Origin of the sequence: Acinetobacter sp. AOR12_HL (assembly GCF_027855275.1) — a bacterium.
In the GTDB taxonomy this organism is placed as follows: Bacteria; Pseudomonadota; Gammaproteobacteria; order Pseudomonadales; family Moraxellaceae; genus Acinetobacter; species Acinetobacter baumannii.
This window is the reverse complement of record NZ_JAKTIJ010000029.1, coordinates 21,840-34,546: the sequence shown is the minus strand read 5'-3', so window position 1 is coordinate 34,546 and position 12,707 is coordinate 21,840. Positions and strand designations below refer to the sequence as shown.

At 37.8% G+C, this 12,707-nt stretch carries 12 protein-coding genes; 6 read left to right on the top strand and 6 right to left on the bottom strand.

The genetic code is table 11. The features are described from left to right. Window positions 1-358: 358 nt before the first annotated feature. From MKL36_RS15185 to MKL36_RS15170, 4 genes are all read right to left on the bottom strand, one after another. Window positions 359-925 carry a TetR/AcrR family transcriptional regulator gene (locus MKL36_RS15185; RefSeq protein WP_000037059.1) on the bottom strand — a complete coding sequence of 189 codons (567 nt, stop codon included), beginning with the start codon at window positions 923-925 and terminating at the stop codon, window positions 359-361. Between the two features lie 337 nt (window positions 926-1,262). Continuing rightward, a complete protein-coding gene (locus tag MKL36_RS15180) occupies window positions 1,263-2,426 on the bottom strand; it encodes a ribosomal protein uL16 3-hydroxylase (RefSeq protein WP_021510833.1) in 1,164 nt (387 codons plus the stop codon). Between the two features lie 30 nt (window positions 2,427-2,456). Beyond that, window positions 2,457-3,050, bottom strand: coding sequence for a Maf family protein (locus tag MKL36_RS15175; RefSeq protein WP_000812866.1), 594 nt, complete (start codon window positions 3,048-3,050; stop codon window positions 2,457-2,459). Next, window positions 3,050-3,433 (bottom strand): DUF2237 family protein, encoded by a 384-nt coding sequence (locus tag MKL36_RS15170; RefSeq protein ID WP_000022187.1) that lies wholly within the window; start codon window positions 3,431-3,433, stop codon window positions 3,050-3,052. The genes MKL36_RS15175 and MKL36_RS15170 overlap by 1 nt, the downstream gene beginning before the upstream one ends. Before the next feature lie 138 nt (window positions 3,434-3,571). Here MKL36_RS15170 and MKL36_RS15165 point away from each other — a divergent pair, with 138 nt between their 5' ends. The 3 genes from MKL36_RS15165 to fba all read left to right on the top strand — a co-directional run bounded on the left by MKL36_RS15165 (window position 3,572) and on the right by fba (window position 6,285). Further along, complete coding sequence (locus tag MKL36_RS15165) at window positions 3,572-4,759, top strand: phosphoglycerate kinase (protein WP_001011093.1); 1,188 nt, start codon at window positions 3,572-3,574, stop codon at window positions 4,757-4,759. Between the two features lie 124 nt (window positions 4,760-4,883). Further along, window positions 4,884-5,126 carry a hypothetical protein gene (locus MKL36_RS15160; protein ID WP_001049825.1) on the top strand — a complete coding sequence of 81 codons (243 nt, stop codon included), beginning with the start codon at window positions 4,884-4,886 and terminating at the stop codon, window positions 5,124-5,126. 121 nt (window positions 5,127-5,247) lie between these two features. Next, window positions 5,248-6,285: a class II fructose-bisphosphate aldolase gene (fba, locus tag MKL36_RS15155; protein WP_001174011.1), complete on the top strand. Its 1,038-nt coding sequence runs from the start codon at window positions 5,248-5,250 to the stop codon at window positions 6,283-6,285. Window positions 6,286-6,403: 118 nt separating this feature from the next. Here the strand turns inward: fba and MKL36_RS15150 are convergent, their stop codons facing one another. Together MKL36_RS15150 and MKL36_RS15145 are read right to left on the bottom strand one after the other, a co-directional pair. Next, the gene (locus tag MKL36_RS15150; protein ID WP_000850091.1) at window positions 6,404-7,714 is read right to left on the bottom strand and encodes a peptidylprolyl isomerase; all 1,311 of its coding nucleotides are present in this window, start codon (window positions 7,712-7,714) and stop codon (window positions 6,404-6,406) included. After that, the gene (locus MKL36_RS15145; protein ID WP_086374155.1) at window positions 7,714-10,152 is read right to left on the bottom strand and encodes an LPS-assembly protein LptD; all 2,439 of its coding nucleotides are present in this window, start codon (window positions 10,150-10,152) and stop codon (window positions 7,714-7,716) included. The genes MKL36_RS15150 and MKL36_RS15145 overlap by 1 nt, the downstream gene beginning before the upstream one ends. Before the next feature lie 120 nt (window positions 10,153-10,272). On the opposite strand from MKL36_RS15145, the gene MKL36_RS15140 reads away from it, so the two are divergent. From MKL36_RS15140 to rsmG, 3 genes are all read left to right on the top strand, one after another. After that, entirely contained in the window at window positions 10,273-11,286 is a 1,014-nt protein-coding gene (locus MKL36_RS15140; protein ID WP_001096105.1) for an aminoglycoside phosphotransferase family protein, read from the top strand. Then, the gene (gene murU, locus MKL36_RS15135; RefSeq protein WP_021510831.1) at window positions 11,286-11,975 is read left to right on the top strand and encodes an N-acetylmuramate alpha-1-phosphate uridylyltransferase MurU; all 690 of its coding nucleotides are present in this window, start codon (window positions 11,286-11,288) and stop codon (window positions 11,973-11,975) included. The genes MKL36_RS15140 and murU overlap by 1 nt, the downstream gene beginning before the upstream one ends. Before the next feature lie 87 nt (window positions 11,976-12,062). Further along, window positions 12,063-12,695 carry a 16S rRNA (guanine(527)-N(7))-methyltransferase RsmG gene (gene rsmG / locus MKL36_RS15130; RefSeq protein WP_000553193.1) on the top strand — a complete coding sequence of 211 codons (633 nt, stop codon included), beginning with the start codon at window positions 12,063-12,065 and terminating at the stop codon, window positions 12,693-12,695. Window positions 12,696-12,707: the final 12 nt, after the last annotated feature.

The window sequence follows — 12,707 nt, the reverse complement described above, 5'->3', positions numbered from 1 at the left end:
TAAATATATAACATTATTAAGGTAAAACAAGAATTTGTATTTGTTTTGTGTCAAAAGTGTTGCTTTGTGTGAGAAGCGTAATTGTTAAGTATAAATGAAACAAAGTCAAAGAAAATAAATTCTATTTTTCTGTCTATCAATAGTTAAATCTGATTTATATATAAAAGGGCAAGAAAAAAAGATTGTGTTTTTATTTTCTAAAGTTATAATCGACCATGTACAGACAGGTCTGTATATTCTAGTTTGGGATGATAATTTAAAAAATGTCAAACTCTAAGCTAGAATGACTTTCAGACGCAGCGTGATGAATAAGAAGAAGATTCAACAAGATAAGAAGAATAATATCACGCTTTATTTTTTAATGTGCAATTTTTTCAAATTCAATGAGTTTCTCTACACGCTTCCAATAGTCATCAATTTTTACTGAACCATGCTCAACTTGAGCTTGAATGGTCATACCCTCTAAAATATTGACTAAAAGCAATGCCAAAGGTCGAGACTCTTCAATTTCATATTGAATAAGAAGATCTTGCATTAATTGTGTTAACCAGATTTTGTATAAAGTTGCTGGTTGATGTGTTGACGGGTATTGTTTTAATACTTCTTCTAAGGCTTTTTGGAACATGCACCCATTAAAGTCTTCACTATTAAACCAATCTGAATACCATAAAAAGATGGCTTTAATACGAGCTAGTGGGTTGGTTTCGTCTTCTTTAGAGATTGCCGCAGTAAGAGAATTTTGTAAAAGTGAGTTTCTTAATAATAAACACTCTTCAATAAGTTTCTCTTTTGAAGGAAAGTATTTATAAAATGTCATTTTCGCTACACCAGATTCACTGATGATACGATCTACCCCTATAGAATTATAACTATATGAATTAAAAAGTCTTAAAGCAGTGGTAATAATGTCATCTTTTTTTGACATATTTTAGTAGCCTCACACAAATATTTTGCTATTAGCCTAAAGGTCGAGTGTACAAATAAAAAGCACGAACGCGAAATTTTACATTGTATTGACTGTTATTGATAGAAAAAAATAGGTTTTTTAAAAATAATAAAAGAACAAAACTCAATGCTAAGCATTAATTTTTTTATAATTTAATAGCTATGTTTAGTAGTTAATTCTTTGATTTGGTAAGGTGGTTTTTACTATAAGTGGGCCTTTATAACTTTGATTTAAAGATTGGTATATTTAAACATGTATTTATAAAAGAAAAAAGGAGAAATTTTATAATTTCTCCTTTTTATATATTTAGTTAGTATTACTCTGCAGGAGGTAACAACATAAGAATTGAATTATTCAATAATTGAACAATGTTTTCTAAAATATCTGTATTGTTAAGCTCACTATTGAAAGGAATGCTTTTCCCATCGGCAATCGATTTGAGTTGGGTGGCAAAAGATTCCACAATCGGTAATTCTTCTCCATTACCCCAAAACTTTAAAACGCCATTTTGTTCTGTATAAAGTAGACGCGAAGCAGGTTCGAGTAGCAGCTCATAGCCATCTGACAAAATAGCATTTAGGTCTTCAACCTCTATTTCATCTGGTTCTGGAATATTGTCTGGATATTTAGGCTCGCTCATGTACGACATGAGGGCAGCATCAAGTACTGTTGAATTTTTCAATTGAGCTAGCACTAAATCTCTTAAATAAGCCAACTCTTCCGTGTTTATTTCCCCAATTTGAGGAGGATTCTTACGGGTAATATCGACAACAGGATTTTGAAGTAATTCATCAGTAGCAAATTGATCGCTAATTCTATCGATCATGCCTGAAATATTAGGCATACGGAAACCAAAGGAGAAAGTTAAACAATCATCTTCGGCAACGCCATAATGTGATAATCCAGGTGGAACATATAATAAGTCGCCAGGAGCTAATACTTCATCAAAATGAACATCTATTTCTGGTAGCAACTTTAAAGGTTGATTAGGTACAAATTCAGTGCTTGCATCACACATTTGGCCGAGTTGCCAGCGTCGATGACCATATCCTTGAACAAGAAAAACATCATAAAAGTCAAAATGTTTTCCTACTGAACCACCTTTTGGGGCATAAGAGACCATAATGTCATCACGGCGCCATTGCGGAATAAAAGGAAATTTCTTCCACAATTCAGCTATATCAAATGAATAATGGTCTACTGCTTGAACCAAAAGTGTCCATAACTTTGGTAGTTTTTGAAAATCACCTTTAGTTAAGGGAGACGATTTTACATGCCATTCATTTGGATTTTTATCTTTTTGACGGATAAGACGAGCAGTTACATGGTCTTCTAAAGCGAGTTCTTTTACATCATTCGGCTCTAACATACCCACAATTTCAGGCATAGCATTATGTACAAGTAATGGTTTTTTCTGCCAATACTCTGTTAAAAACTGTTCAGCAGTAATACCGCCTAAAACGGTTAAAGCTTCTGTCATGGAAATAACCTATAAATAAGCTAATAAATATTAAGGAATTTGGAGATTGAGTTGTCTTAAAATCTGACAAAGCTGAATCATGGGTAAACCCATCAGCGTGGTTTGGTCTTGGCCTATCATTTTTTCAAATAAACTAATACCGAGACTTTCACACTTAAAACTTCCTGCGCATTGTAAGGGCAGATCTAAGTCGACGTATCTTTCGATTTCAGGCGCGCTTAAATTGCGAAATTTAACTTGATAATGCTCAACAAGCGTATGTTCAAAACTTTTTTCAAGGCACTGCACACTTAAAGCAGTACTAAAAAAGACTGTTCGGCCAGAGTTTGCTGCTAATTGAGCTTTGGCATTTTCAATTGTTAAGGGTTTGCCAATAAAATCATGAGGAGCATGCTCTCGCCATGCAACCTGATCTGATCCAATTACAATTGCTTCACGATTTTTTTGTGCAATTACTTGTGCTTTAGTAAATGCCAGTCTTTTTGCTAAATCATCGGCATGCATTTCACCACAAGGACTCTCGTCAATATCTGGACTAATGCAGATATATTCGATTCCTAAACGATTCATTAAATCTTTACGTGTCTGACTGCTTGATGCCAAAATAATTTTGGGTTGTTTCATTACACTGCAAATTCCATTAATACATCTAATGGAACATAGCTCAATACAGCTTGATGACAAGCATGAAGTTTAACAGGAGGTGCTTGACCAGCTTGATAAGCTTCTACCCAACGAGTTACACAAATGCACCAGAAGTCTCCCGGTTGTAGGCCAGGGAAGCCTGCTTCAGGTAGAGGAGTGATCAGATCGTTTCCGACTTTTTGTGAAAAATTTAAAAACTCAGAAGTCATTTGGGCGCACACCGTATGTTGACCAAGATCTGTTACGGCTGTATGGCAAAAACCATTTCGGAAGTAGCCAGTAATAGGGTCAAAACAACAGCTTGCTAAGGGTTCACCTAAAACATTTAAACGATTGATTTGTGGATCTGGATGAATAGACATAATGGATGAAATATTAGATTACTACCTCTATCATAATCAAAACTTTGGCTTTCTACAGCTTTTATGCAAAAAAACTAACCTTTTTTGATGTAATCATTTAAAATTGGCGCGTTTTTAAAATCATAAAGAGAGCTTTACATGAATTTTCAGCGCATGACTGACCTTAATTTAGCAGGTAAACGTGTCCTTATTCGTGAAGATTTAAACGTTCCTGTTAAAAATGGTGTGATTACCAGCGATGCTCGTTTACGTGCCGCACTTCCAACAATAAAAGCTGCTTTAGAAAAAGGCGCTGCTGTAATGGTATTTTCACATTTAGGTCGTCCTGTGGAAGGTGAGCCAAAGCCTGAACAATCACTTGCACCAGTAGCTGCATATTTAACTGAAGCACTAGGTCAAGAAGTTAAATTATTTACTGATTATTTAGATGGTGTTGAAGTTGAAGCAGGACAAGTTGTTTTGCTTGAAAATGTTCGTTTTAATCCGGGTGAAAAGAAAAATAATCCTGAACTTGCACAAAAATATGCAGCTCTATGTGATGTGTTTGTAATGGATGCTTTTGGTACTGCTCACCGTGCAGAAGCTTCTACAGAAGGTGTAGCACGTTTTGCACCTGTTGCAGCGGCAGGCCCATTATTGGCTGCTGAATTAGATGCACTTGGCCGTGCAATGCAAACACCTGAAAAACCAATGGTGGCAATTGTCGCTGGTTCTAAAGTTTCAACAAAACTTGATGTATTAAATTCATTATCTGGTATTTGTGACCAACTGATTGTGGGCGGTGGTATTGCAAATACTTTCTTGGCGGCTGCTGGTTATAATGTTGGTAAATCTTTATATGAAGCTGACTTGGTTGAAACTGCAAAACAAATTGCTGCTAAAGTAAGTGTTCCACTTCCTACAGATGTAGTTGTAGCTGATGCTTCACAAATTAACTTCGAAGATTTCTTAGGTTCTTTGGCAGCAGCGCAAGCAGTAATTAAGAAAGTTGAAGATGTAACAGCAAATGATATGATTTTGGATGTTGGTCCTGAAACAGCTAAAGCATTTGCAAATATTTTAACAACTTCAAAAACGATTCTTTGGAATGGTCCTGTTGGTGTATTTGAAGTTGATCAATTTGGTGAGGGTACTAAAGCACTTTCTCTTGCAGTTGCACAATCTGATGCATTCTCAATTGCTGGTGGTGGTGATACTTTAGCTGCGATCGATAAATATAATGTAGCTGATCAAATTGGTTATATTTCAACAGGTGGTGGTGCATTCCTTGAATTTGTTGAAGGAAAAACATTGCCAGCAGTTGCCGTTTTACTTGAACGTGCTTAAAAACTGTTATATTGAAATAAGAAGGGATTGAGTTATCAATCCCTTTTTCATTGATAAGTCATTAAATTGTCATATTCCTGAAATAATATAATGAGTACTAAATCACCAATTGTGGAAAATAGTGATGAATTTAAAACTTACCTTTGCTGCTTTGTTAATTGTCCCAATGATGTTGACTGCTTGTGCGAAAAAAGAAGAGGCGACTCAAGCAGGCCAAGATGCGGCATCTACAGCTGTTGCTGACAAAGTAACTCCTGAACAACAAGCTGCAATCGATGCGCTTGATAAGCCAGTTTTAGATGAAAAGAATACAGATGTGGTTGAAGGTAGTACGGCTAGCGAGTCGGCTGCTTCAGAAACGCATTAATTTGTTGTTTTTTGTTAAAAATTCCCTGCAAATGCAGGGATTTTTTTTGAAATACTGTGATTTGTTGCTGAATTGAAATAAATGACAAGGTAGAATAAGCCGCACTACCTGGGAGGATATTATGGCACTCATTTCAATGCGCCAGCTCTTGGATCACGCTGCGGAACATAACTACGGCGTACCAGCATTTAACGTAAATAACTTAGAACAAATGCGTGCAATTATGCTTGCCGCAGATGCTACCAATTCACCTGTAATTGTTCAGGCATCTGCTGGAGCTCGCAAATATGCAGGCGCTCCATTCTTACGCCATCTTATTTTGGCTGCAATTGAAGAATGGCCACACATTCCAGTGGTAATGCACCAAGACCATGGTACAAGCCCTGATGTATGCCAACGTTCTATTCAACTTGGTTTTAGCTCAGTGATGATGGACGGTTCATTAGGCGCTGATGGTAAAACTCCTACAACTTACGATTACAACGTAGATGTAACTCGTCAAGTGGTAGCAATGGCTCATGCTTGTGGTGTATCTGTTGAAGGTGAGATCGGTTGCTTAGGTAGCCTTGAAACAGGTATGGCTGGAGAAGAAGACGGTGTGGGTGCAGAAGGTGTACTTGACCATTCTCAGCTTTTAACCTCTGTTGAAGAAGCAAAACAATTCGTTGCTGATACAAATGTTGATGCTTTAGCAATTGCTGTAGGTACTTCACACGGTGCTTATAAATTTACACGTCCACCTACAGGGGATATTTTAGCAATTGACCGTATTAAAGAAATTCATGCGGCATTGCCAAATACTCACCTTGTAATGCACGGTTCAAGCTCTGTACCACAAGAATGGTTAAAAGTAATTAACGAGTTTGGTGGTAATATTGGTGAGACTTATGGTGTACCAGTTGAGCAGCTTGTAGAAGCGATTAAACATGGTGTACGTAAAATCAATATCGATACTGACTTGCGTTTAGCTTCAACAGGTGCAATTCGTCGTTTCATGGCGGAAAACCCAGCTGAATTTGACCCACGTAAGTATTTCGCTAAAACTGTCGATTCAATGAAACAAATTTGTATCGATCGTTATGAAGCTTTCGGTACAGCTGGCAATGCTGACAAGATTCGTCCAATTTCTTTAGAGAAAATGGTTGATCGTTATAAATAATTCCCGTTAGGGTCTGATTTATAGAAACCGGTTATTCATATAACCGGTTTTTTAATGGCTGGGTTTTGTTTACAAAAAAACCTGTGATCAACACAGGTTTTAACGACAAAAGATTAACTTATTTTTGTAAGTTCTTTTTGTCGAGGCTTGGATCTTTAATTTCTACATAAGCATTTGCACGGACTTCACGTAACCAGCTATCAATTTCAGTGTTAAATTGACGCTCACCTAAAATTTGACGTGCCATACGCTCTTGATATTCATGCGTCATATCTTTTTCGCGTTTGTCTGTCACTTGTAAGATGTGCCAGCCGAATTGAGTTTGGAAAGGTTCACTAATTTCACCTACAGGAATTTCCTGCATTTTTTTATCAAACTCAGGAACCATCATGCCAGGCGTAACCCAACCTAGGCTGCCGCCATCACGTGCTGAACCTGTATCATTTGAATAAGTTGCAGCAAGAGTAGCGAAATCTTCACCCGCTTTTAATCGCTTGTAAATGCTATCAATAATTTGTTTCGCATTTTCAGGGCTTACCACTTCGGAAGGTTGAATAAGAATATGGCGTGTTTGATATTGCGGTACTAATGCTTTCTGTTCATTTTGCTTACGTTCTAAAAGTTTTAGAACATGTACGCCATCGCGTACAGAGATTAAGTCAGTTGTTTGACCATCTTGCAGTGGAGTAATACGAGCAGCAAGTTCAGCCGGTATATCAGAAAGAGGGCGGAATCCCATATCTGCACCTTCAACTTTTACAGTCGCGGTTGAAAGCTTTTTAAGAGCGTTTAAATCATTGCTTTGAGCAAGTTGTGAACGAACTTCTTTTGCTACATTTTGAACTTCTTGAGGGTTGTCTCCGGAAATTCGCATATGAATCACATGAGCTTGATTACCTAAAGCAGCTTGCCCTTGTGGTGACTTTAAGAAGTTGTCTACATCTTGATCACTGATTTTAATGCGAGACATAACTTGCTGTTGACGCAGACGATTAATTGCTAAATCTTCAGCAATACGGCTACGTAAGTTTTCATAAGTTCCAGGTGCAATCGCATCTAATTTTTGTTGAAAGGCTTCTAGGCTTTTGCTACCCGATTGACTTGCAACTTTAAGTACAGCCTCATTTAGACTTTTCTCATCAGGTTTGATGCCATATTTTTTAACTTGTTCAAGTTGTGCTTGACGTAAGATGAGCTGGTCTAATACTTGAAATTGTAAGTATTGTTGAGGTGGAACTTCTTTTTTTTGTGCTTGCAATTCGTGAGCTGCTTCAGCCATTCCTTGTTCAAGGTCACTTTTTAAAATTACGCTATTGTCCACAATTGCCACAACTTCATCAGTAGGTTGGGCAAAACTATGCATTGATGAAGATATTAATACAGCAAGGGTCGTCGCTTTAAAAAACTGTTTAAGATGTTTTGTCTTCATTAACGTTGTGTCCAAGATTGATTAATTTTGTTAAAACCTAAAACGCGATTTTCAAGTAAAGACGCGAGTTTATTGTTTAAACCACCTAAACCTTTAAGTGTAATTTCGGCCATGATCGCGCGCTTTTCACTAACATCTGAAGTTTTCGGATCATCTAGATCGTTATAGTATGAACGGCCATAGACAGAAATACCCCAGCAACATGACTCATAATTAACTCCTAGCAAGAGTTCACGGGCAACATCATTGTCCATGTCATATTGTACGTGGCCCATAATACGCCAATTGTCTTTGATTGGTTGTATAAACGATGCAACAACTTGGTCGTATGTATCTTGGCGACCAGGAATATCTTTACGATAGAAATAGCCTAAGTTATATAGATTTCCTTTATCACCTGTATAGTAAACTTGGAAGTCACGTTGAGCATTATCGCCATTTGACATCCAGGCCGAGTTGGCAGCAATGGTAAAGTTTTGATTAAGTTGGCTTGATAAGCTTATAACAGGGCCAGTTTTACGCTCGGTGTCAAATTCATCTTGGCCTTGTTTTAAAGTGACGCGGCGATCTTCAAAATAATAGCTTTGTCCCACACTTGCACGTAAACGCTCTAAACCTACTGTGTCAAAAAGACTATAACTTACACCTAACGATAAAAAGTTATTGTCTTCAAGGCGGTCATGACCATAGAAGCGGTAAGGGTTAAATAACTGATCGTAACTAATTGACGCAGTGGTTGAGTCAAAGTTAGGGTAGCCATCTTGATTTTTGTATGGCGCATAGGCATAGAAAGCACGTGGTGTAAGTGTTTGTAAATATTTACCTTCACGTTCAAAATTCAAACCAGTGTCCAATGTAAATTGTGGCACAACGACTGATTTGTTTTCAGAGCCGCCAGGGTTATTTAACTGAGTATCTTTATCATAGAAGGTTTGAATAGAACGTACAGAAACCTCAGGAATTACAAAGGCTGCTGGTGTTCGATAGTTATAACGTGTTGCAAACTGGTTATAAATACGCGTACCGCTACTTTCTTGTGCAGAATTATCGTTAATTGATTTCTTAAAGTATGCAGTATCGTTATTGAATTCGTATTGTAAGCCTAATGGGTTACCTGTGACATAATTCAACAAGAATTGCGGCAAACGTGCATATGGCTTGTCTGCATCTTTAACTTGAGGATCAAGGGTCTGGAAATCTTCGACTTTAAGCTGTGCTTTTAAACCCGGAATACCATGCTGATAGTTAAGTTCCCAAGCTCTACGCAAGTTAAGATCTGTTTTAGAGTTAGGGCTACTATCTAAATCAGAGAAATAGTCTTTATCTGATGCGTAGTTATATTCAAGGTTGGTAGACCATTGGTCGTTGATATCCCAATTATGTAAAAAATGGAAATCTTTACGGTCTTTATCATCATATTCTTTATCAGATGGCAAAATGCCGCCCCAAATCTGTCCGGCACCAAACCCATCCGTCAAATATCGGAATTCACCTTGTAACATTGCCCCACGATCTGCTAAGTAACGTGGCGTAATTGTTGCATCGTAATTAGGCGCAAGGTTTAAATAAACAGGAACCGAAAGTTCAATACCACCATCGTTTGAGAAACCAAATTGTGGGTTGAGGATACCTGTAGTACGGCGGTCATCAATCGGGAAGTTAAAGTAGGGAACTGCTAGAACTGGAACATCTTTTACATATAGTTTTGTTCCGCGCGTAACACCGCGCCCAGTTTCTTGGTTCAACTCAATTTTGTTGGCTTGAATTTTCCAACCTGGTTTCTGGCCTGGCGGACAGGTTGTGTAAGTCGCATCATTGAGAACCATTACATTCGGAGAGGTTCTCTCGATCTTCCCAGCATGACCATGGGCATGTTGTTGTTCAGAAATATAAAAACTATTATTTAAATCACCGGTTTGAGTCTTTAAATTGTAATTAATTTCATCACTTTGAGAAAGTAAGCCGCCTTGAGCTAACTGTACTCTGCCTTGTGCATGTGCAAATGTTTGAGTTTTATCGATGGTGACTTTATCGGCACGAACTGTACGGCCTTCCTGATCTATCACCACGTTTCCTTCCAACACAGAGTCGCCGGCAGGGTTGTAGTGCCCATAATCAGCCGTTACAACTGAAGTAGCCTTATCTGCATCTAACGCTTTAGTTTCAGGATTAATTGGCGTAATCCAAGTTCCTTGGCAGAATGCTGAACTCAAATATTTATTATTGCGCAATTGCGCCTCAGGAGCAGATTTATCAACATAATATTGTTGAAAGAATTCCTGCCCTGGATAGGCTTCCTTAATACTCGCCTTAAGTTGATTATTGTCTATGTTGGAGACAACACCAGCTGACTCAGCATAACTTGATTGTATGGAGCCACTACATAAGAGCGTAAAAATAGCGGTCGCTAAAGGATTAAATTTAAACTGATGCTTCATTGTCTCATTAACCAAGTATGCTAATTCACAATTAATTATTGTCGCATCATAGAGAAAAAGTTTATAAGTGGCTACACTTAACCCTTCAAAAATCTCAGCTTGTTTTAGATTTTATTGCAAATGAATACACAACGTGAACAATTGATACATACATGGCTTACATCTGTTCTTGAAAATGATCAATTTCAGATCGCTTATTTAGCAGGGGATGCAAGCTTTCGACGTTATGCTCGCATCCAGTTACAAAATAAAACGTATATGCTTATGGATGCGCCTCCTGAAAAAGAAGACTGTGTTCCGTTTGTGACCATTGACGAGTTTTTTGCAGGGCATGGGGTTCGGGTACCTCAGATTGTTGCAAAAGATTTAAATCAAGGTTTTTTATTGTTAGAAGACTTTGGTGACGTGCTGCTGTCTACATTGTTAAACGATGAAACAGTTGATCAATATTATGAACAGAGCTTTAAACAGCTTATTCATTTGCAATCGATTAATGGCGCTGAACATTTCCCGGCTTATTCTTATGAAAAGCTTTTATCGGAAATGCAGTTGTTAACAGATTGGATGTTACCGTCACTCGATATCCATCCAACAGCTGAGCAAAAGAAAACTATTGATGATGCATTTGATTTCTTGGCTCAGGCAGCATTAGCTCAACCGCAAGTTATTGTACATCGTGATTTTCATAGCCGTAATTTAATGAAAATTGCTAATGAAGAAGAATTGGGAGTAATTGACTTCCAAGATGCAGTTATTGGTGCTGATACATATGATTTAATCTCGATTACACGTGATGCATACGTGCAGTGGAATGCTGAGCGTGTTTATCAATGGTTTAAAGTGTTCTATGAGCTTTTACCAGCATCTGCTAAACAAAACCGAAGCTTTGACCAATTTAAACGTGATGCTGATTTAATGGCAATTCAACGCCATATCAAAATTTTAGGTATTTTTGTCCGTTTGTTTGAGCGAGATGGTAAGTCTGGTTATTTGAAGGATTTACCACGAGTCATGTGGTATTTACTTGAAGAGAGCCATGGCTATCATGAGCTTGATGACTTCATGGCGTTTATTCACAGTTCAGTAATGCCTAAATTTATTGAAAAATATGGCCCTTATGAGGTTGCAGCATAATGAAAGCAATGATTTTAGCTGCTGGCTTGGGCAATCGTATGCGTCCACTCACGCTATATACACCAAAGCCTCTGCTTGAGGTAGGTGGTAAGCCACTTATTGTGTGGCATATTGAAAAACTTAAGAAAATTGGTGTGACCGACATAGTCATCAATTCTGCGTGGTTAGCCGACAAACTCATCAGTAGCTTGGGAGATGGCTCTCAATTTGGTGTGGATATCCGTTGGACACGAGAAGAAGAAGGGCTGGAAACCGCTGGTGGAATTATTAATGCTTTGCCACTGCTTGGAACCGATCCTTTCATTCTGGTGAATGGAGATGTATGGACTACAATGGATTTTGAAGCTCTACGCCATATTAAGTTAAATGATGATTTGGCACATCTTGTATTAGTTGATAATCCTAAACAGCATCCTGATGGCGACTTTACATTATTAAATGGACGCGCTTTTACATTTGATCAAGATGTGAAGGGCGAGAACCTCACTTTTAGTGGTGTATCTGTTATCCATCCTAAGCTTTTTGATGGATTGGAAGCTGGTAAACGTCCGTTAGCCCCATTGTTGAAGCAAGCGATTCACAAACAAAAAATATCTGGTGAAAAGCTTAAAGGTGCATGGGTAGATGTGGGAACGCCTGAGCGTTTAATGGAGCTAGATTTGCAAATTCGTGAAGGCTTCTACGATTAACTGCGTAATCGCTAATCGTTAACTAGTGTTCCACGATGCATAAATGGGTATACTTTGTTTTAAATTTTACTTAGATGTTATCTGTTTATGCATCCGTTTTTTCAAGAGTTACAACAGGGTAGTCAAAAATTAGGTTTATCGCTTAGCGATGAAGCTTTGACATTATTGTTGAAGTATCAAGATGCTTTGGTACTTTGGAACAAAGCTTATAATCTAACAGCGATTCGTGATCCTAAAGAAATGTTAGTAAAGCATTTGTTGGATAGCCTAAGTATTTTGAAAGATTTGCCAGCAGGTCGTTTGCTCGATGTAGGTACAGGTGGTGGCATGCCGGGCATGATCATTGCTTTATGTCAGCCAGAACGCTCTTGTGTATTGCTTGATTCAAATGGTAAGAAAATTCGTTTTTTGAAACAGTTTATTGCTGACCTTAAGCTTAAAAACGTAATAGCTGTGCAAACGCGTGTTGAAAATCAAGATACAATTGATGAACTTGGCCAATTTGATGTAATAACAAGTCGTGCATTTGCATCATTAACAGATTTTGTTGAGGCTGCACGTCCATATTTACATGAGCAGAGTATAATTGCCGCGATGAAAGGACTGATTCCAGTTGAAGAAATGGAAGAGCTTAAGCAGGAATTTTCATGTAAAGTGATTGAACTGCATGTACCGAGACTTGATGAACAACGTCATTTACTTTTACTTCAACGAATTTAAATAAAAAGTATT